Annotated in this window: 21 protein-coding genes and 1 other annotated feature; of the genes, 6 read left to right on the top strand and 15 right to left on the bottom strand. The window is 33.1% G+C overall.

What is annotated here, in order from left to right; all coding sequences use genetic code 11:
- Positions 1-191: 191 nt before the first annotated feature.
- Positions 192-338: a lactacin F inducer peptide precursor gene (locus QM512_RS01260; protein ID WP_282805749.1), complete on the bottom strand. Its 147-nt coding sequence runs from the start codon at positions 336-338 to the stop codon at positions 192-194.
- A gap of 374 nt (positions 339-712) precedes the next feature.
- Between QM512_RS01260 and QM512_RS01255 the strand changes: the two genes are divergently transcribed.
- The 3 genes from QM512_RS01255 to udk all read left to right on the top strand — a co-directional run bounded on the left by QM512_RS01255 (position 713) and on the right by udk (position 3,067).
- Entirely contained in the window at positions 713-895 is a 183-nt protein-coding gene (locus QM512_RS01255) for a hypothetical protein (protein ID WP_270516135.1), read from the top strand.
- A gap of 151 nt (positions 896-1,046) precedes the next feature.
- The gene (locus tag QM512_RS01250) at positions 1,047-2,249 is read left to right on the top strand and encodes a glycosyltransferase (RefSeq protein WP_282805748.1); all 1,203 of its coding nucleotides are present in this window, start codon (positions 1,047-1,049) and stop codon (positions 2,247-2,249) included.
- 182 nt (positions 2,250-2,431) lie between these two features.
- A complete protein-coding gene (udk, locus tag QM512_RS01245) occupies positions 2,432-3,067 on the top strand; it encodes a uridine kinase (protein WP_282805747.1) in 636 nt (211 codons plus the stop codon).
- A gap of 26 nt (positions 3,068-3,093) precedes the next feature.
- Here the strand turns inward: udk and QM512_RS01240 are convergent, their stop codons facing one another.
- The 5 genes from QM512_RS01240 to QM512_RS01220 all read right to left on the bottom strand — a co-directional run bounded on the left by QM512_RS01240 (position 3,094) and on the right by QM512_RS01220 (position 7,445).
- Complete coding sequence (locus tag QM512_RS01240; protein WP_057719023.1) at positions 3,094-3,321, bottom strand: hypothetical protein; 228 nt, start codon at positions 3,319-3,321, stop codon at positions 3,094-3,096.
- A gap of 7 nt (positions 3,322-3,328) precedes the next feature.
- The gene (locus QM512_RS01235) at positions 3,329-4,123 is read right to left on the bottom strand and encodes a DUF4097 family beta strand repeat-containing protein (RefSeq protein WP_282805746.1); all 795 of its coding nucleotides are present in this window, start codon (positions 4,121-4,123) and stop codon (positions 3,329-3,331) included.
- A gap of 97 nt (positions 4,124-4,220) precedes the next feature.
- Positions 4,221-4,754, bottom strand: a complete 534-nt coding sequence (locus QM512_RS01230) for a PadR family transcriptional regulator (RefSeq protein ID WP_282805745.1) — start codon at positions 4,752-4,754, stop codon at positions 4,221-4,223.
- A 57-nt stretch (positions 4,755-4,811) separates the two neighbouring features.
- Entirely contained in the window at positions 4,812-5,372 is a 561-nt protein-coding gene (locus QM512_RS01225; RefSeq protein WP_282806435.1) for a phenolic acid decarboxylase, read from the bottom strand.
- Between the two features lie 144 nt (positions 5,373-5,516).
- Positions 5,517-7,445 (bottom strand): glucose PTS transporter subunit IIA, encoded by a 1,929-nt coding sequence (locus tag QM512_RS01220; protein ID WP_282805744.1) that lies wholly within the window; start codon positions 7,443-7,445, stop codon positions 5,517-5,519.
- 195 nt (positions 7,446-7,640) lie between these two features.
- Here QM512_RS01220 and treR point away from each other — a divergent pair, with 195 nt between their 5' ends.
- The 3 genes from treR to QM512_RS01205 all read left to right on the top strand — a co-directional run bounded on the left by treR (position 7,641) and on the right by QM512_RS01205 (position 10,980).
- Positions 7,641-8,366, top strand: coding sequence for a trehalose operon repressor (gene treR, locus QM512_RS01215; RefSeq protein WP_282805743.1), 726 nt, complete (start codon positions 7,641-7,643; stop codon positions 8,364-8,366).
- A 14-nt stretch (positions 8,367-8,380) separates the two neighbouring features.
- Positions 8,381-10,039: an alpha,alpha-phosphotrehalase gene (gene treC, locus QM512_RS01210; RefSeq protein ID WP_282805742.1), complete on the top strand. Its 1,659-nt coding sequence runs from the start codon at positions 8,381-8,383 to the stop codon at positions 10,037-10,039.
- Between the two features lie 104 nt (positions 10,040-10,143).
- Positions 10,144-10,980 carry an Rpn family recombination-promoting nuclease/putative transposase gene (locus QM512_RS01205; RefSeq protein ID WP_282805741.1) on the top strand — a complete coding sequence of 279 codons (837 nt, stop codon included), beginning with the start codon at positions 10,144-10,146 and terminating at the stop codon, positions 10,978-10,980.
- 61 nt (positions 10,981-11,041) lie between these two features.
- On the opposite strand, the gene QM512_RS01200 is transcribed toward QM512_RS01205, so the two are convergent.
- From QM512_RS01200 to QM512_RS01160, 9 genes are all read right to left on the bottom strand, one after another.
- The gene (locus QM512_RS01200; RefSeq protein ID WP_282805740.1) at positions 11,042-11,431 is read right to left on the bottom strand and encodes a hypothetical protein; all 390 of its coding nucleotides are present in this window, start codon (positions 11,429-11,431) and stop codon (positions 11,042-11,044) included.
- A 188-nt stretch (positions 11,432-11,619) separates the two neighbouring features.
- Positions 11,620-12,270: an amino acid ABC transporter permease gene (locus QM512_RS01195; protein ID WP_282805739.1), complete on the bottom strand. Its 651-nt coding sequence runs from the start codon at positions 12,268-12,270 to the stop codon at positions 11,620-11,622.
- A 13-nt stretch (positions 12,271-12,283) separates the two neighbouring features.
- Positions 12,284-12,922 (bottom strand): amino acid ABC transporter permease, encoded by a 639-nt coding sequence (locus QM512_RS01190; RefSeq protein ID WP_282805738.1) that lies wholly within the window; start codon positions 12,920-12,922, stop codon positions 12,284-12,286.
- A complete protein-coding gene (locus tag QM512_RS01185) occupies positions 12,919-13,743 on the bottom strand; it encodes a transporter substrate-binding domain-containing protein (RefSeq protein WP_282805737.1) in 825 nt (274 codons plus the stop codon). The genes QM512_RS01190 and QM512_RS01185 overlap by 4 nt, the downstream gene beginning before the upstream one ends.
- Before the next feature lies 1 nt (position 13,744).
- On the bottom strand, positions 13,745-14,494 hold the full coding sequence (locus QM512_RS01180) for an amino acid ABC transporter ATP-binding protein (RefSeq protein ID WP_282805736.1): 750 nt from the start codon (positions 14,492-14,494) through the stop codon (positions 13,745-13,747).
- Positions 14,495-14,644: 150 nt separating this feature from the next.
- Positions 14,645-14,894: a binding site (T-box leader), on the bottom strand.
- A gap of 56 nt (positions 14,895-14,950) precedes the next feature.
- Positions 14,951-15,772: a transporter substrate-binding domain-containing protein gene (locus tag QM512_RS01175; RefSeq protein ID WP_282805735.1), complete on the bottom strand. Its 822-nt coding sequence runs from the start codon at positions 15,770-15,772 to the stop codon at positions 14,951-14,953.
- Between the two features lie 51 nt (positions 15,773-15,823).
- On the bottom strand, positions 15,824-17,593 hold the full coding sequence (locus QM512_RS01170; protein ID WP_282805734.1) for an ABC transporter ATP-binding protein: 1,770 nt from the start codon (positions 17,591-17,593) through the stop codon (positions 15,824-15,826).
- The gene (locus QM512_RS01165) at positions 17,586-19,319 is read right to left on the bottom strand and encodes an ABC transporter ATP-binding protein (RefSeq protein WP_282805733.1); all 1,734 of its coding nucleotides are present in this window, start codon (positions 19,317-19,319) and stop codon (positions 17,586-17,588) included. The genes QM512_RS01170 and QM512_RS01165 overlap by 8 nt, the downstream gene beginning before the upstream one ends.
- Positions 19,320-19,760, bottom strand: a complete 441-nt coding sequence (locus tag QM512_RS01160; RefSeq protein WP_282805732.1) for a MarR family winged helix-turn-helix transcriptional regulator — start codon at positions 19,758-19,760, stop codon at positions 19,320-19,322.
- Between the last annotated feature and the right edge of the window lie 86 nt (positions 19,761-19,846).

Below are 19,846 nucleotides of genomic sequence, written 5' to 3'. Positions count from 1 at the left end.
ATTATGATGGCACAAAGATTATAGATCAAAATAGTTTTATAGCCATATATACTACAAATAACTCCAATAGTTATTAACAGTACATAAAACAAACAATAAGTTTTTGATATCTTTAATTTAGTAACTTTATAAAAAAGAACTATATCTAGTAAAATGGATGCTAAAACAGCTAATAGATACAACCATGTCATTTATCTACCAAATTTCCACCATTTTATTTTACAAACACTTGATGGAATAATATAACCATTCACTGCTCTCCCACCAGTAACTTCACTCATTTCTTCTTCAGTTAAAGTAACTTTCTTAACAATATTTTCTTTTTTTATTTCTTTCATTGTTATTCTCTCCTCTAAAACAATTAATAACATTTTTATGTCTTAAATATTACCATCTTTTGCTATCTAAAAAATCAAAAAATACCAAATTGGTCAATTTGATGACTAATTTAGTATTTTTCTCTATCACATACTACTAGTAAACCTGACAATTTTTTAAAGAGAATTAGTTTTATACATATTAAATGAGGAACAATATATTTATTTTTTGAAAAATATTGTTCAATTTTTTCATAATAAAATAACTGATTCGGTATCAAATAATTAAATTGGTAAAAAAATTAGTTAATTTGGTACATTTTACACAACCAAATAATCTAGAGACTAAGATATAAGCGTAAACAAAATTAATATAACAAAGGAGAAAGATTATTATGAAATCTTTAAACGAATTAGATAATTTAGAAAAGATTGTTAGTGATGACGAATTACAAAAAGTAATGGGAGGTAACTGGAGAAAAGATATGATTCATTACTTTAATAATCCGGGCGTTAGAAAATTTTGGGGTGCCGTTGGTAATATGATTGAAGGCGGAGCAAATTCTTGGTCAAGATAACTTTAAGACGTTAACAAACTAATACTATAAAAGTGCTGCTTATTTTCGTTTATGATATTAAATGATAATATGAAAGCACTTTTTATTTTCAACTAACTCTCTAATTTAATCGTTTTTAATGATTATATGTACAGAATGAGGAGAAGCGAAAATGCTTAGATATAAAAGTACTAATCAAAATAAGTTTTATACTTTTAATAATGAGGAAATTCAAAATCCAATTCAGCTTACAGGTTTAATTATTGTAAAGAATCAAGAAAAATATATAATTGATTCTTTAAATTCTTTGAATAAAGTATGTGACCGAATCGTAGTAGTAGATACGGGATCTACTGATAATACGGTTAAAAATATTAAAAAATTTTTCCCAAATGTACAACTCAAACATCTGGAGTGGAGAGAAAATTACGCCTATATTAGAAATGCCGCATTAAATTTTGTAAGAGATGGCTGGATTTTTGTTCTTGATTCTGATGAAACTTTTCAGAAAATGTGCACGTACGACGAATTGCACAATTTTTTAGGCTGGCTAGAAATTAACAATGCTAATAAAGAACTAATCTGTACTACCAAATGTTGTAGCAATGGATATAGTTCATTTGTTCGAAAGAAAAATTTATATAAAATTTCCCCTCACCTTAAATATCATGGGATTGTCCATGAAGAACTTGTATCAGACAAATCAAATTTACAAATTATAGATACTGATTTAGAAGTATTAAATAAAGGAACAGATAGAGAGCAAGTACAAAAATTTGATAAAGAAAAAAGATATTCGCGTCTCTTGTTACAACAAATTAAATTAGAACCTCAAAATCCAAGATGGTTATCATTAATGTCCTTAAGTTATGTAGACTTAGGGCTGGTTTCTGCGGACTTTTTAAGAAAAAAGTATCAATATTTCTTATTTAAAGATAAAGTGAATGATTTTTCACTTGAAAATATAATAAAAAATAAGTATTTAAAATATAATCTGTTTAGATATGTAATGTTATTAGTTTTGTATTATAAAGATTTTAAATCTGCACTAAGTGGTGCAGAAGCAGGTATAAAATTATTTCCTTCTGACTCAAATTATGTGAGTCTATACATTTCAGTAAAGAATGAGGAACTAAATTTAGAATATAAAAAATTATTGAAAATGTCCCTCAACAAATTAAATGACTATAAGAATCAACTAGAGCTTGTTCATGAAGAATCTCAAGGATCAGAAAATGCTCTCGATGAGTTAATGGTGCGTTTATTAGTAAAATTAGGATATTATGGTGAAGCAAAGCAAATTTTAAAATCCATAGATGTTCCAGTGTACAGAAATAATTTGAAGGCAGAATTAGAATTATTTAATTTAGCATAAGCTCTTATTTAGTAAAAAACAATAGACCCTTGAATAAATTAAGACATAAAATCTTCTATTTTTAACTAGTCCCAAAATATATCACTATAAAAAACATATTTGTCAATATTCTTGCCTATAAATCTATCACAGAGCCTAATTTTAAGGTATTATTGTAATAGTTTAAAAAAGGAGATTTTATTGTGCAAAGTAAACGCCCTATTATCATTGGAATCGCTGGTGGTTCTGGTAGTGGTAAAACAACCATCGCCCATGAAATTTATGACCAATTACAACAAGACGACCATATCTTAATTATGACGCAAGATTCTTACTACAAGAACAACGACAACTTATCAATGGCAGACCGTAAAAAAATCAACTACGATCATCCAGATGCCTTTGATATGCCACTACTTGTTGAACAACTTCGTCAATTAATGGACTATAAGGCAGTTGAAATGCCAGTTTACGACTTTACTGCTCACACTCGAAGTGAAAAAACTATTCACACTGAACCAGCTGATATTATTATCTTAGAGGGCATCCTCGTTCTTGGTGAAGAAAACTTACGCGACCTAATGAGTATTAAAGTCTTTGTTGATACAGACGACGATATTCGTTTCATTAGACGTTTAGAGCGCGATACTCAAGAACGTGGTCGTTCAGTTAATTCAGTTATTACCCAATATTTAAAGACTGTTAAGCCAATGTACAATCAATTTATTGAACCAACTAAACGTTATGCAGACATCATCGTTCCAGAAGGCGGAGAAAATGATGTTGCTATCGATATGCTTACTACTAAGATTCGCTCAGTTTTAAGTACAGTCAAATAAAAATAACCTCGTGGTTTTCCACGGGGTTATTTTTCACCAAAAAAGAAACTCATTATAATTCCAGCAATCAGACTTCCACCTATTAATCCAAGATATTCTGACGTTTTTAGTATTAAGCTTTGGGTTTCACTCCAATTAGAAATTCCCATTACTATAGAGCTTATTACAAAGAATGAGACTGTATTAATAATAACTGATTTCAAGCTACTATAAATTCCTAAATTTTTCTGCTTAGATTTCTCTCTTTTCACCATTCTTCCCCTATTCCACCACATTATCTCCATCTACTGTTGTCATTGTTAAGACTACTCCAGATGGTTGTGGATCAAATGAAATATTATTTAGTCCATTAGCTGTTCTGACACGAGCATATTTTAAATTTGCACTCCAAACAGTATTATTTCCTTCGATATTCTTTATCTCATAATCACTCTTAAAAACAGCATGATCTAACGTAAAATTACCAGCTTTTAAATTTGCGCTGCCTTCATCAATTGTTACGTCAGTTAAATTCATATCGCCATCTGTAACATTCAACACTACTCGTGACAAGATTGAGCCAGAGACTTTAATTTCTCCATCATAGGTTGCAAGCTTTCCATCAGCTAAATCGCTATTTCTTACAGTCACGTTACCATCAGTAGATTCAAGTAACGATTCCGCTATTGCAACTCGTCTCACTCTCACTCTACCTGCAGTAGACTTGAGATATGCCTTTTCAGCTTTAATATCAACTATTTCGATATTTCCGCTATTAGTTTGAATATCTATGCTATCTAGTGTCACTTCTTGAGGAATGACAACTTTTAACTCAGCTTCTCCTCTTTCAAGCAAATTAATCTTCTGCTTAAGCTGCAACTTTCCATCAGATAATTGGACAAGAGGCAAGTAAGGTTTTTTTCCTATAAAACTAACACTAAAATTCTCCCCCTGCTCAATGATTACATCCCCCACGCCTAACTTTATTTTTAGCTTATAAAATTCTTTATTAGTTAATTTAACATCAACAATTTCATCTTTTTTATTTCCTTTAGAAAAAAGCTTTTCAAAAAACATAGCCTTCCCCCTAACTTACGCCTTAATTAAATTATCATTAATTATATTAATCTAGTTTAATAGATGCAACTATTACATAAAAAACAGCGTTGAAATTTCAACGCTGCTTTATTGTCTTAAGCCATTTAATTTGATTATCAAGCCTACTAATAGCACGCTCTAAAATCAAATAATGTCCATAATTTCTTTCTCTTTGTTCCCTACTACTAAATAAGCTGTTTTCTCTATCTTTTAAATGCTTAAGCTGATTTTCTAGTAGTCCAAGCTGCTCTTTAACAAGAACAGAAATTCTAGGATCATTTGGGTCTTGAATAAAAAATAATTTTAAGGAAAATAAATCTTCCATAACAGGTAATTCTGTAATCGGAATATCAATCCAGTCATGCAATTTTTCTTCTCCCTGCTTAGTTAAATGATAATATTTTTCTTTTTCATTATTACTATCACTCACTTGCTTAATCCAATTATCCTCAACCATTTTTTTCAACTCAGGATAAATCTGACTATGAGAAGCTTTCCAAAATTCTCCAATTTCATTTTTAAATTGATTAGTAATAAACTTTCCAGTCGAGTTAGGGTTTTGCCCTAAAATTCCTAAAATAATATAAGGTAAAATTCGCTTTTTTGGCATCTAATCTTCTTTTCTGTATGTGGTATTTTTATTCTACCAAAAAAGTCGTCTATCTAATTATTTTTCAAGATAGTTATGCCCATCCTTCTTAATAATCTGATAATTTTCATCGTAGTAATTGCCATTTCTAATATCATCAGTCATTTCCTCATAAGGAGCTTCTGCAATAGTTTCTTCATTATTTACTCCAGCATCCCCAATATAAGTAATCTTCGCGAATTCTGGAACTACCATCTTAGGATAAGTTTCATATTTTTTTCGTGACTCATGCATTAAGTCAATGTGATCATTCTGATAGCAAACTGTAATTTCCGGATGATCTTGCACCCACTTAGGGAAGAAAATAGTTCCATTTAATTTATGTTCATTTGGAACAAAATCTAATGCGACATCTGTACCAGTTGGTTCAGTCCAGGCAATTTTGTAAATTCCATCAGTTAAGAGATTAATATTAGCTTCTTGATCCTTTACCCAACGTCCCTTTACCATACCGCCGTGAATACGATAATCAACGGTATGATCGTTTTTACAATACCATTCATATTCCCAGCCATTATCATAAGTATAGATAAAGTGAGTACCTACAAAATCATCCAAAGTTTTAAATTTTTTATTCATCTTATTTAAATTAGTCATTTTTATCATCCTTTTTAGTTTTATGTTTTTATCGACATATTTTATTATATGACTATATCGACATAAAATGCAAATAAAAAAATAGAGAACTATTTTTCAATAATTCTCTATCTAGTAAGTATATTTTTATTTAGTTCCTGGTCTCTTCTTCTTTTCAACCTTAGCACCTTTAGTCATATTATCGTTATAACCCCAGAACCAAGTAACGATAAATGAAACAACAATTGTGACTGCACTAGCAATTAAGAATGTATAGAAACTTGATAAGTCAGTTGGATGTTTTGGATTAAAGAATGAAGAAAATCCAATTAATCCACCAGTAAAGCCATACATTGTTCCGTGCATTAAACCAGTAACAAGACCACCAAATGCAGAACCAATACATCCAGAAATAAATACTTTCTTGTATCTTAAACTAATACCATAAACAGCTGGTTCAGTAACACCACACATTGCAGAAATAGTTGAAGCAAAACCTAATTCCTTTAGGTCTTCCTTCTTAGATTTAATAGCAACTGCTAATACGGCAGCACCTTGAGCAATCATTGATGAACAAATAATTGCGTTTAATGCACTTTCACCAGTTCCGGCAATTTGTTGAGCAACAAGTGGAACGACACCCCAGTGCAAACCAAAAATAACCAACACTTGATAAAATCCACCAATAATGAAGCCGCCAACCCAGCCAGATGCATGAACTAACCAGTTAATGAAGACAGCAATACCGTTAGCAACACCTTGAATAATTGGACCAGTTACCATCAAAGTCAAAGCTGATACAACTAAAACAGTAATTAATGGAATAAAAATCATTTGTAAGTATGAGGGTAGCCACTTTTTAAGCCAATCTTCACATTTTTTAGCAAGCCATGCAGCTAAAATCATTGGGAAAATTGAGTAAGTGTAGTTCAAGAATTCAAACTTAATTCCGCCTACTTCAAACATCGTCTTAAAAGCTTTACCCCATTCAACCAATTGCGGATAAACCAGCACACCACCAATTACAGCTGCAATAATTGGGTCAGAGTTCAATCTCTTAGCTGCGCAATATCCAACAAGAATTGGTAAGAAGAAAAATGCGGAATCTGCAATTGCACTAGTAGTTATATAGGCTGTACTCTTTACACTAAGTAAACTACCTAATTGCGGTAATGTAAATAATGCCAAAATTCCTTTAATAATACCAGCTGCGGCAATTACACCAATGATTGGACTCATCGAACCGGTAATAAAGCCAATTAAATTACCAAAAGCCTTTGAAACTGGATTCTTACCATCATCTTCTGGAGCAGGAGCTGCTTCACTATCTAATGGTCCTAATTGTTTAACTACTTCGTCAAAGACATTAGCCACTTCATTACCAATTACAACCTGGTATTGACCTGAAGCATGCATAACGTCTAAAATTCCACGTTGATTCTTTAGAGCCTCATCATTTGCCTTGCTCTCATCCTTTAAGTAAAAACGCAAACGTGTAATACAGTGAATTACATTATTAACATTATCTTTACCGCCAACATTTTTAATAATAAAGGCTGCTAATTCTGGATAAGATAACTTTTTACTTGAAGTATCTTCTGTTTCAGTTGCTTTTAAATATGCAGTTGCTACTACTTCGCCTGCTTTTGCCTCACCTTCAGTTACATCAAGCCCTGAAATTTTATCAGCTGAATTAGTAATTAAAACCATGATTGTTGTATCTAAGCCCTTAGCCTTGATTTCATCTAAATCCATTTCAGCAATTTCATCGCCGGCTCGAACTTCTTGACCATCTTCAATCTTAATAGTAAATGGTGCACCCTTTAAGCCGACTGTATCAACACCCATGTGAACTAATACTTCTAGACCTTCATCGGTTACAATTCCGATAGCATGTTTAGTATCAGCAACCATACTAATTTTTCCTGAAACAGGTGCTACAACCTTTCCAATTGTTGGAGTTAAACCAAATCCATCCCCCATTGTTCCCTGAGAAAAAATTGGATCAGAAGTCTTAGCTAAAGCAATAACTGCTCCAGTGGCTGGAGCTAATAAATTAGTAGTATCTTGTACCATAATTTTCAATCTCCTCCTTGAAAGAATTCGCTTTCATTTATCTTGATTTAAATATTATGCTTGTCTGTACATGTTGTCAACATATTTTTATGAAAAAGCTTACTTTTCTTTAAAACTAATATTTTGATGCAAAAAAATATTTTGCTTTACTTGTCTAATCAAGTGTATATAATTAAAGACAAAGGAGGATTTTTTATGGCCCAATCAAAAGCCGGAGTTATCGCCCAAGATTTAGTTGACAAAATTAAGCATCAACAATATAAGCCCGGCGAATATCTCCCTAGTGAACACCAACTAATGGAACTTTATGGCGCTTCAAGAGAAACCATTCGTAAAGCTCTCAATAGTTTAAATGATCTCGGATTAATTCAAAAAATACGAGGAAAAGGATCAATAGTGTTAAATTTAGATCGTTATACATTTCCTATTTCTGGTATTAGTAGTTTTGCGGAATTAAATAATCAATTAGGACTTAAAGCTGAAACTAAAGTTTTACTTCTAAAAAAAGAAGATGAATTACCAGCTCAATTTATAAGGTATTTTCCAGAAGAAAAAAGCAACACAGGTTTTCATCTTGAACGATTACGTTTAATAGATGGACAAGCAGAAGTATTGGACTGTGATTATCTACTTTCCCCTCCTGTTAGTGCTCTTCCTATGGAAGCTGCGAAAAAGTCTATTTATGACTATTTAGAAAATAAACAAAAATTAGATATCTCCTATGCAACAAAAGAAATTTCTGTCTGCAAAGTTGATAAAAGAATTCAAGATTTACTTCAACTAGAGAACGAGCTTGCAGTTTTAGTCGCAAGTCGAAATTACTTAGCTGATACAACTAAATTTGAATTAACTTTGTCTTACCATAAACCTGATAAATTTAAATTTGTTGACTTTGCTCGTAGAAAAAAGATTAAGCTTTAGAAAGGTACTATCCAATGAATAATTTAGGCAATAAAGTAATTTACCAAATTTATCCAAAATCATTTTATGATTCAAACAATGATGGTATTGGAGACTTACGTGGTATCATCGAAAAAATCGATTACATTAAGAAATTAAATGTAGACTTCATTTGGTTTAACCCATTTTTTGTTTCCCCCCAGAATGATAATGGCTATGATATCGCCGATTATAAAAAAATTGATCCTCGCTTTGGAACGATGAGCGACTTTGAAGAACTGGTTTCTAAATTAAAGGCAGTTAATGTTAATGTGATGCTTGACATGGTCTTAAATCACTGCTCAACAGAACATGAATGGTTTAAAAAAGCCCTAGCCGGAGATAAAAAATATCAAAAGTTTTTCTATCTTAGAAAAGGCAAAGACGGACAACTACCTAATAACTGGCAATCAAAATTTGGCGGTCCTGCATGGTCAAAATTTGGCGATACTGATTATTACTATCTCCATCTCTACGATCCAACTCAAGCAGATCTTGACTGGCATAATCCTGAAGTTCGTGCTGCCTTGATAGATGTTGTAAACTTTTGGCGTAACAAGGGAGTTCATGGCTTCCGCTTTGACGTAATTAACGTTACTGGAAAGGATAATGTACTCGTTGATTCAACCGATCCAGTTCAAGAAAAATCTCTTTATACTGACACACCTGTGGTCCAACAATACTTAAAAGAACTAAATGCAAAATCATTTGGGCAAGACCCAGAATCAGTTACTGTTGGAGAAATGTCATCAACTACCATTGAAAATTCGATTGCTTATACTCGACCAGAGGATCACGAACTCTCCATGGTCTTCACCTTCCACCATCTAAAGGTTGATTACAAGAACGGTGAAAAATGGTCTAAGATGCCTTTTGATTTTAAGAAATTAAAAGATATTATGCTTACATGGAACAGCAAGATTGATCAAGGCGGTGGCTGGCAAGCTCTCTTTTGGAATAATCATGACCAACCTTGGGCTTTAAACCGTTTTGGTAACACAGGAAAATACCACAGCAAATCTGCCGAAATGCTCGCTTTAGCTCTTCATCTTTTGCGCGGAACGCCCTACATTTATATGGGTGAAGAGATCGGTATGATGGACCCCCATTACCTTTCCATGAAAGACTATGTTGATATTGAAGCCTTGAATGCCTACGACGCATTAATCAAAAAAGGACTTTCTGAAAAAGAAGCTTTTGAAATCGTTCAGTCTAAAGCACGGGACAACTCAAGAGTTCCAATGCATTGGGATAGTTCTAAATATGCTGGTTTTAGTGATCATAAGCCTTGGCTCATGCCAACAGACCAAGATAAAATCAATGTCGAAAAAGAACTTAAAGAAGGTGAAATTTTTAACTTCTATCAAAAATTAATTAAACTTCGAAAATCAGAAAAAATAATTTCCGAAGGCCACATTAAGCCAATTTTGATGGAACACCCACAAGTTATGGCATATGAACGCTATTTAGATCATTCTGATGAAAAACTTTTAGTGTTCGCAAACTTCTATGAAAAAGAAACTGAAGTTACGGTACCAGCAGACTATTTAAATCAAGCTGGTCAAATTCTAATTCAAAATTATAATGAAACTTTTGTTTCTCTTCCTTCAATTTTGCATCTGAAACCTTATGAAGCTTTAGCAATCAAATTTTAATTTAAGAAGATCATAATGATCTTCTTTTTTTCTTAAAAAATAAAACTCCTTTTTGCGTAATTAAAATTAGAGATCTTTCTCTAATACACTTAAAGGAGCGTTCTATGAACAAAAATGAGCTTGAAAAGCGCGTTGATGAAGCAGATATCACTGCTGATCCAATTTTTAGCTGGGTTATGGAACAAGGAACTAATTGCCGCGACCTTTTGCGGGCAATTGCACCTGAATTGCATATTCAAACTGCTAATTTTGAAACGCAAAAAAGATTGAAATTTCACCCTGCTATGCATGGCATTATTCCAGATATCTACGCTACAGACGACAAGGGACGAGTCTTTGATATTGAATTACAAATGACTCTGCCAAACTTTTTAGGAAAGCGAATGCGGTATTATTTTTCAATGATGGATCAAAGTCTGTTTATGCAAGATGAAAATTATCGCAATTTGCCTACTACATACTTAATTTTAATTCTGCCAACTGATCCTCTTGGGCTTGATCAGTATCGCTATGATACGACTTGGAGCACCAAGGGATTCAAGTATGATCCGCTAAATATTGGTCAAAAATTAATTTTACTTAATGCAAGTGGAACAAAGGGAAAAATCACGTCACGTCTACAAGGATTTTTCGATCTAATGCGTGGTAAAATTAATACAAATGATAGCTTTATTCAAAAGCTACAAAGCGACGTTGAGAAATACAAAACCAATCCAGAAAGAAGGAAAGAACTCATGGATTATCAAATGAAACTTGATGACATGCGATATGTCGGCGAAAAAACCGGTAAAGAAGAAGAACGAATTGATGCTATTAAAAAGATGATTAATGATTATCGTGACTTAAGTGCAGACAATCAAACTATTCTTAAATTTCTTACTAAAAATTATGGTGCATATTTTTCTCAAGAAGAATTAAAGCAATTTATTAAAAATAATTAGATAGTCAAACAGGCCACATGAATTTAAGTGTTCATGTGGCCTGTTTTCAATTTCTCAATCTTTATTTAAAAAAGTTTACAATACCAGTAAACAAGATTACTGTACTTATCATATAAATTTGCCATATGGTTAGATTGCTATCATCTTTACCCAACTTTTTTGCCATTTTATGTCCACGACGATACATTAAAATAGAGACAATAATCAATATAATTCCAAGAATAATGTAAAAAATATGAGGAATTTTAGGGTTAGTATCTCCTAACATAAACATCATAGGCACAATAATAAATACACCACTGACAAAAGTACCAAAATATATTACATATGGTGCTGTTGCGATTTTTTTAGATTTTTTATCCCATTTATAAAATTTAAATGTTCTATACAATTCAAAAAATCCCAGTAGCATTGTTACGATATATAAAGCTGTTAATCCCCAATCTTTCATTTTATATACTCTTTCTAGTAGCTTAGCCTTATAAATATTTATTTCATTATAAACTATTTTTCTATTTTTTAAGTAAAAAGGATCGAACATGTAAACTTATGTACTAATTTAGTATTTTTTACATCAAATTAGTCTATTTTTTAGATACAAAAGGCACGTGAACTTAACTCACGTGCCTTCTTTCATAACTAATACTTACTTTGCAAATGCTTAGCGATCATTGATAATGAGAAACAAACAATGAAATACATAATTGCAATAATTACATACATTGGAATCAAATATGTTGTATTTTGACTGTAAATAATCTGCGCATGGAACAGTAACTCAGGCAAAACAATAATTGTTGCCAAAGATGTGTCCTTGACTAATGACACAAATTGAGACAAAAGTGATGGAATCATCTTATTTAAAGCTTGCGGAATGATCACATGATACATTGCCTGCATGTAAGTCATCCCATTTGAGCGAGCTCCTTCCATTTGGCCTGGATCTACTGCCGCAATCCCACTTCGCACAATTTCGGCAAGCATTGCTCCTTCAAACACAACCAGGGCAATAATTGAAGCTACCGTTGGATTAGTAATAATACCTAATTCAGGTAATCCGAAATACGTAAAGAAAATTATTAGCAACAATGGCAAATTTCTAATAATATCAATCACAAAACCCACAATAGCTGAGAGATACTTGATCTTCACATATCTAATAAAGCCAAACACTAAACCTAGTATAAAACTTAAAGCAATCGAAATTAATGATACATATATAGTCACCCACAAACCTTGTAAGAGAAAGCGAATGTTAATCCAAGAATATGCATGAATAAAGTTTTCCATCTTTTTCTCCTTCCTAGGCTAATTTCTTTTCTAAGTGACGCATGTAATAACTTAATGGCAAGGTCAAAACTAAATAGAACAGACCTACTACGACATATGTATTAATGGTTTCAAAAGATGAAAAAGCAATTACATCTGCTTGATACATCAAGTCAAAACCAGCTACGAAGGCTAAAACTGACGAGTTCTTGATTAAGTTAATAAATTGATTACCCAATGGAGGAATCACAATCTTCAAAGCTTGTGGCAAAATGACGTAACGCATAGCTTGCGTATAAGTCATCCCATTTGAGCGAGCTCCTTCCATTTGGCCATCCCCAACTGAGTTAATTCCTGCTCTAACAGTTTCTGCAATAAATGCTGAAGTATACAAAGTCAATCCAATTGTACCAGCTGCGAAACCTGATACCTTAAACCAAATTTGCGGTACAACAAGGTAGAAAATCATTGTAATAACCAACAAAGGAATATTACGGAAAATCTCGATGTAGACATGAGCTACTGCTCTTCCAAATTTATTCGGTGCAACTTCTAACAAGGCAAAGCCAACCCCAAGAATTAAACTAAAGAACAGAGCAATTAGACTACATAAAATTGTGTTCCAAAAGCCTGATAAGAATTCAGACCAGTGATTTGTTAAAATTCCTATCACGAATTTTCAACCTCCTTAATATTAAATCCTGGAATACCACTAAACCATTTAACTAATAAGCGATGATATGTTCCATTTTTCTTTAACTCATTTAGTGCTTTATCGATATGATCAGCAAACTCATTTTGTCCTTTTTCTACGGCAATACCATAAGGCTCGCTTGTATAAGTACCACCCACTAATTTATAGCCCTTGTTTTCACTAGCAATACCTGCAAGCAATCCATTATCAGTTGTCATTGCTTGTCCTTGACCGGCTTTTAAAGCTGTAAAGGCTTGTCCATAATCATCATATTCTAAAACTTTTGCTTTAGGTGCAAACTTTTTAACATTATCAACTGCTGTAGTTCCTTTAACTGCTAAAGCAGTTTTACCATTAAGATCTTTAATATTCTTAATAGTTGAATCATCTTTAACCAATAAAGATTGACCAGCAATAAAATATGGCTCACTAAAAGTTACTTGTTTTTTACGATCAGGTGTAATCGTCATTGTTGCTAAAATTGCATCAATATTTCCATTTTTAAGTAATGGAATTCTTGTCTTGGGAGTAGTTTGCACAAATCCGGCTTTTGCACCTTTGCCCAACATTTGCTTGGTTAGTGCTTTTGCCAAGTCAACTTCAAAACCTTCAATTTTTCCAGTTTTAATGCTCATTAAACCAAACAAGCGAGTATCAGCCTTAACACCCCAGGTAATAGTCTTACTATCTTTAACTTGGTCATAAACATTACTTGACTCCTGTTTTTTTGCGCATCCAGTCAAAGTAATCAACAAAACTAATACTAAAGGCAAGATAAAAATCTTAGTTGATTTTTTCATTTTAGCCACCTAGCTTTTCAGTAATAACCTTACTTAAAAACTGACGAGCACGTTCAGTCTTGGGATGTTCAAAGAATTCTTCTGGCTTAGCATCTTCCAAAATTCTTCCTTGATCAAAGAAAATCAATCTATCGCCAACTTCACGTGCAAATCCCATTTCGTGAGTTACAACAACCATTGTAATTCCTTGATCTGCAACATACTTCATAACGTCTAAAACGTCTTGAATCATTTCTGGATCAAGAGCACTTGTTGGTTCATCAAATAAAATAGCCTTAGGTCTCATGGCTAATGAACGAGCAATTGCAACACGTTGTTTTTGTCCACCAGATAATTGTCTTGGATACATATCAGCTTTTTCTTCAAGTCCTACTTTTTTCAAAAGATCCATCGCAATATCATGATTTTCTTTATCTGGACGGTGTAAAACAATCTTTGGAGCTAAGGTTATATTTTCAAGCACAGTATGGTTGTCATACAGGTTAAAATGTTGGAAAACCATTCCCACATTTTTACGAATTTTATTCAAATCTGTATGCTTATCAGCTAAATCATAGCCAGTAACCATCAGCTTTCCAGAATTGATTCGCTCTAATCCATTCATTGTACGAATCAAAGTACTCTTACCAGAACCAGATGGTCCAATAATTGAAACAACTTGACCCTCTTCAATACTCAAATTAATATCCTTTAAAGCATGAAATTTACCATAGTACTTGTTTACATGCTTAAAATCAATAATTGCAGCCATTGTGCTTTCCCCTCTCTTTTTTATTCACGTTTTTCATTTTACTCTAAAATTACTAAAACTAACTTTAAAATGATTCAATGCCTGATTAACTAAGACTTACCTCTTTATCATAGATTGGAGTAAAGAAAAAAAGCCCTTCGCTCCTAAATTTCTCAGGACGAAAGGCTTCTTTCCGCGGTACCACCTAAATTGTCTATTTAAAGACCAACTTTGACTAGAGCACAGACATGCTCCAGCGGCTAGATAACGTACCGCTTACGGCTAAACTTACTCTCTTACTAGATTTCAGCCAGCAGCATTGTAAAAGTGTCTTTCAATAATTCAGGGTCTGCTAACTTTTCCACTACCGTTAACTCACTAAAAGAAATAAATTATCTACTTTTCTTTTCATCGCTTTTTAAATTTAAATGTTGATTACATTTAATAATATTTTTTCAAAAAAGGCAAGTAAAAATTTTATTTTTCGCCTTCCGCTTCTTTAATATTGAAGCCCGGAATACCGCTAAACCACTTCTTTACCAAGGCATCATACGTCCCATCTTTTTTTAATTTTATCAAAGCCTGATTAATTGCATTTTTCATTTGCGTTTGGCCCTTATTAACCGCAATTCCATATGGTTCACTGGTATAAGTACCACCCACTAATTTGTAGCCCTTATTTTCTGTTGCAATTCCGGCAAGCAAACCATTATCCGTAGTCATTGCTTGTCCTTGACCAGCCTTTAGGGCAGTAAAAGCCTGACCATAGTCGTCAAACTCTAAAATTTTGGCCTTTGGCGCAAATTTTTTAACATTAGCTACTGCTGTTGTACCCTTGACAGCTAAGGCAGTTTTCCCATTCATATCTTTTATGCTCTTAATTTTCGAATCATCTTTAACTAATAAGGATTGTCCAGCATAAAAATATGGTTCACTAAAATCAATTTGTTTTTTACGCTCTGGTGTAATCGTCATTGCTGCTAACACAGCATCGATATTACCATTCTTTAGCAATGGAATCTTAGTTTTGGCTGTAGTTTGTACAAATGTTGCTTTAGCATTTTTTCCAAGCATTTCTTTGGTGAGCGCGTTTGCTAAGTCAACTTCAAAACCTTCAATTTTTCCAGTTTTAATACTCATTAAACCAAACAAACGGGTATCAGCCTTAACGCCCCATGTAATTTCATTGCTCTTTTTAACTTCTTGATAAACATTGCGCGTATTTTTTTGGCATGCCGAAAGTAGAAAAACGCTAAATAAGACAATAAATAAAGAAAAGAATCGCAGCTTTCTCTTCACTTTTTTACTTTCCCCCTAACTAAAATTAGAGGGAAAGACTCCCTCTAATTACTATTCAAATGCCATTTGATTAGTATATAAGCCGTAATAGAAACCACGTTTCTTAATTAATTCATCATGGTTTCCTTCTTCAATGACATTTCCATCTTTCAACACTACTATTTTATCTGAATTTAAGATAGTCTTCAAACGGTGGGCGATAACAAAGCTCGTTCTTCCAGCAATAACTGCATCCATTGCCTTTTGAATCTTAGCTTCAGTAACCGTATCAACATTGGAAGTTGCCTCATCCAAAATTAAAAATTCTGGATCAGTTAAGATAGTTCTTGCAATTGAGATTAATTGTTTTTGTCCAGTAGAAAAGACTGAGTTCTCTTCTGAAACTTGAGTATCATATCCTTCAGGCAGCGTCATGATAAAATCATGAATATTAGCTTCTTTGGCTGCTGAAATCACTTCATCGCGGCTAGCATTTGGCTTTCCGTACCTGATATTATCCTCAACCGTTCCAGTAAATAAGACTGAATCCTGTAAAACAATTCCAACATTATTTCTTAAGGATTCCAGCGTGATATCACGTACATCGACACCATCAAAAGTTACCTTGCCGCTATTTACATCATAAAAGCGGTTGATCAAGTTCATGATAGTAGTTTTTCCCGATCCTGTTGGACCAACTACAGCAACTGATTTTCCTTTATTAACGTCAATGGAAACCCCATGTAAAATTTCTTTATCAGCGTTATAACCAAAATGAACATTTTCTAACTTCACGCCTTGTTTGATACCTTTTAACACTTTACCATTCGGTACAGTGTTTTCTTCATCTTGTTCTTCAACAGTTGCTAACCTTCTTGCACCAGTTAAGGCAAGTTGAGTCATAGAATAAATAGAAGTCAGTTGAGTTAAAGGCTGGAAGTATGTTTGAGAATACTCAACAAAGGCCACAATTAAACCTAAACCAACTGCCCGGCTTACTTGCCCAGTAACTATTAACCATGCTCCTCCACCAATTACAATCGCTAAGTTTAATAAAGAAATTCCTTGTAATAGTGGGAAAAGCATTCCGGAATAAAATTGACCCTTAAACATAGCGCTACGGACATCGTTATTGTATTTTTTAAAGTTTTGAACAGATTCTTCCTGCAAGCCATTAGTAATAATAACTTTTTCACCATTGATCTGTTCATTAACATAACCGTTTAGATCACTAATTTTATCTTGCTGCTTATCTAGGTAAATCCGTGCCTTTTTCATAATGACTAAACTAATAATCAAAATAAATGGTGTTGTAGCAACCGTAAACCAGGCCATGGTTGGATTTACGATAAACATCATAATAATCGTTCCTATTAATAACGCACCTTGAGAAATAATTTCGAAAATTGCATTGTTCAAGGCGTTAAAAATATTATCTAAATCTGAATTGAACAGGGATAATAGTTTTCCATCCTGATGAGTATCAAAATAACGAATTAGCATCCTTTGAAACTTAGCAAACAAGTTCTCTCTCATGTCATTTGTAGCATTTGCAGTAAATTTTGACATTACCATCCATGCAATGAATGAAGCAATAATTCCAGCTGCATATACGCTGACCATTGAGCCTAGAGACTGATAAAAACTGCTCAAATCGTGACTACGACTAGCTACCTTGCTGACAGCCTTAGTTAATTCTTGAACAGCATTTCCCAGGAAAAGTGGTCCCAAAACCTGACTTAACGTTGAAATCAAGGAAAGGACTATAACTATCGTAACTCCCTTCCAGTAGTTCTTTAAATACTTAGCAAAATACTTTAATGCTTTCTTAGTATTACTCATCAATTTCACCTCTCTTTTCCTTAGCTTTTTGCGTGCGATAAATATCTTGATAAATTGGCGAAGTCTTTAATAATTCTTCATGAGTTCCTTCTGCAACCAGCTTTCCATCGTCTAACACCAAAATCTTATCAGCATTCATTACTGACACAATTTTTTCAGCAATAATTACTGTTGTTGTATCCTTTAAATCGTGTTCTAATGCTTCTTGCACCAGCTTTTCGGATTTAGCATCTAAGGCAGAAGTTGAATCATCTAAAATTAAAATAGGCGGTTGCCCGATTACACCACGAGCAATAGAGAGCCGTTGCTTTTGACCGCCAGAAAAATTAGCTGAACGCTCTTCGACTTCATGATCAAATTCATCAGAATACTGACCAATAAATTCTTGTGCTTGAGCAATTTCTGATGCACGCTTTAATTCATAATCAGTTGCATCTTCTTTTCCTTGTCTTAGATTAGAAGCAATCGTTCCTGAAAACAGAATTGCTTTTTGCAAGACCATCGAAACTGTATTACGGAGTGATTTTTCACCTATTGTTTTTAAATCCTTTCCTCCGATCTTGATTGTTCCCTCAGTAGGATCATAAAGTCGAGGAATAAGCTGAGCTAAAGTACTTTTACCAGATCCAGTCGCACCCACAATTCCAACCATTTCACCTGGTTTTACCTTAAATGAAATATTTTTTAAAGTTGGTTTATCACCATCAGGATAAGTAAATGAAACATTGTCAAATTCAATGCTTCCTTTTTCTGGTGCAGTTGATGCATTAGGATCAAATTGAACATCTGGTTCAGTTTCAAGAACTTCCTCAATTCGTTTCAAAGAAACCATTCCACGAGTAAAGTTCATAATCACAAAACCACCAATTAAAATTGCGAAAAGTAAAGTTAAAATATAAGAAACATATGGTGATACCACAGCTACATCAGTTGGATTTAAATTAGCGCTACGTCCTACTAAAAAGACAACCAATGCAATTACTAAATAAGCAATTAACATAAATGCAGGCATAATAGTAGAAATCCAGTAACCAATTTTAATATTTAACTCATTCAAACCATCAGAAGTCTTGTTAAATCTCTCAATTTCATTTTCTCCTTGATTAAATGATTTAACTACACGAACTCCCTGCAAGTTTTCTTTAACATGAGTAGAAATTCTATCCATATATTTTTGGAATTTGGCAAATAACTTATTCATGTTTTGGATAACGATATAGCCAACTCCCATCATTAAGGCCAGCATTAATACAGGAGCCCACCAATAACGCGGAATGGTAATAATACTTAATACAAAAGATCCAATTAAAATAATTGGCATTCTAAGCAGCTGCATGAATAAGATCATCATCATATTCATCACTTGGTTCATATCGTTAATTAAGCGTACAACTAAGGAGCCACTAGAGAACTTTTCAATATTTCCAAAAGAAAAGCTTTGAATTTTAGCATAAGTTTCTTCACGTAAATCTGAAGTTATTCCTTGGGCAATTTTAGCAGCATAGTAAACATTAAAAATTCCCGCAATAATTGCTAATAATCCGAGTACTACTAACCCAATTCCATCTCTTAAGACAGTATCGTGATTATCAGCTAGAATTGCTTTTTGAATATTTTCTAACAATCTTGGTTGCCATAAAGTCGCAAAAGCAGAAATTAAAATTGTAATAATTGCTAAAATAATTTCCTTACGATAATTTTTGAAGTGTGGCTTCAAAACTCCCATTTATTTTTCTCCCTTCTTTCCTAAACACTTCCAAAAAGTGTCACTCCATTCTTCATTAAGAGCTACTAACTGTTTCATTTTTTTTACACCCATTTTTTGAGTAATTTTATCTTCTATTTCAAATAAAGAGGATAATTTTTCTTCAGCGTACTGTTTACCTGATTCTGTTAATTGACAATACTTTACACGATTATCTTCTGGATCAATTGTCAACTCTAAATAATCCTGTGCTTGTAAGCGATGAATTCCCTTATTAATAGATTGTTTGGGCAAGTCGCTTAAATTAACTAAATCTTTTTGAGTTAATTTTTTTCGCAATAATAACTCATATAAAATTATCGTTAAATATGTTGGCATTCCATGTCGTTTTTCCCATTCAAGATATGCTTTATTTCCACGAGTAATAGCAAAATTCATCTTTTCAGTATCAGTTAACTCCATAAATTCACCTCGAAAAAAATAGTCTCTGCAGATACTAATCTTTCAACTATATTAGTATCTGCAGAGACTATTTGTCAATATTTTTT

The organism is Lactobacillus isalae (genome assembly GCF_947539375.1).
In the GTDB taxonomy this organism is placed as follows: domain Bacteria; phylum Bacillota; class Bacilli; order Lactobacillales; family Lactobacillaceae; genus Lactobacillus; species Lactobacillus isalae.
The sequence above is the reverse complement of the archived record's forward strand: the minus strand, read 5'-3'. Positions and strand labels throughout refer to the sequence as shown.

Excerpts from the sequence above, each read along its gene's own strand:
- treC (WP_282805742.1), top strand. The coding sequence starts at position 8,381 with ATGAATAATTTAGGCAATAAAGTAATTTACCAAATTTATCCAAAATCA.
- QM512_RS01220 (WP_282805744.1), bottom strand. The coding sequence starts at position 7,445 with ATGGTACAAGATACTACTAATTTATTAGCTCCAGCCACTGGAGCAGTT.
- QM512_RS01240 (WP_057719023.1), bottom strand. The coding sequence starts at position 3,321 with ATGGTGAAAAGAGAGAAATCTAAGCAGAAAAATTTAGGAATTTATAGT.
- treR (WP_282805743.1), top strand. The coding sequence starts at position 7,641 with ATGGCCCAATCAAAAGCCGGAGTTATCGCCCAAGATTTAGTTGACAAA.
- QM512_RS01225 (WP_282806435.1), bottom strand. The coding sequence starts at position 5,372 with ATGAATAAAAAATTTAAAACTTTGGATGATTTTGTAGGTACTCACTTT.
- QM512_RS01170 (WP_282805734.1), bottom strand. The coding sequence starts at position 17,593 with ATGAGTAATACTAAGAAAGCATTAAAGTATTTTGCTAAGTATTTAAAG.
- QM512_RS01205 (WP_282805741.1), top strand. The coding sequence starts at position 10,144 with ATGAACAAAAATGAGCTTGAAAAGCGCGTTGATGAAGCAGATATCACT.
- QM512_RS01260 (WP_282805749.1), bottom strand. The coding sequence starts at position 338 with ATGAAAGAAATAAAAAAAGAAAATATTGTTAAGAAAGTTACTTTAACT.
- QM512_RS01180 (WP_282805736.1), bottom strand. The coding sequence starts at position 14,494 with ATGGCTGCAATTATTGATTTTAAGCATGTAAACAAGTACTATGGTAAA.
- QM512_RS01195 (WP_282805739.1), bottom strand. The coding sequence starts at position 12,270 with ATGGAAAACTTTATTCATGCATATTCTTGGATTAACATTCGCTTTCTC.
- QM512_RS01165 (WP_282805733.1), bottom strand. The coding sequence starts at position 19,319 with ATGGGAGTTTTGAAGCCACACTTCAAAAATTATCGTAAGGAAATTATT.
- QM512_RS01185 (WP_282805737.1), bottom strand. The coding sequence starts at position 13,743 with ATGAAAAAATCAACTAAGATTTTTATCTTGCCTTTAGTATTAGTTTTG.
- QM512_RS01255 (WP_270516135.1), top strand. The coding sequence starts at position 713 with ATGAAATCTTTAAACGAATTAGATAATTTAGAAAAGATTGTTAGTGAT.
- QM512_RS01235 (WP_282805746.1), bottom strand. The coding sequence starts at position 4,123 with ATGTTTTTTGAAAAGCTTTTTTCTAAAGGAAATAAAAAAGATGAAATT.
- QM512_RS01250 (WP_282805748.1), top strand. The coding sequence starts at position 1,047 with ATGCTTAGATATAAAAGTACTAATCAAAATAAGTTTTATACTTTTAAT.
- QM512_RS01230 (WP_282805745.1), bottom strand. The coding sequence starts at position 4,754 with ATGCCAAAAAAGCGAATTTTACCTTATATTATTTTAGGAATTTTAGGG.
- QM512_RS01160 (WP_282805732.1), bottom strand. The coding sequence starts at position 19,760 with ATGGAGTTAACTGATACTGAAAAGATGAATTTTGCTATTACTCGTGGA.
- QM512_RS01200 (WP_282805740.1), bottom strand. The coding sequence starts at position 11,431 with ATGAAAGATTGGGGATTAACAGCTTTATATATCGTAACAATGCTACTG.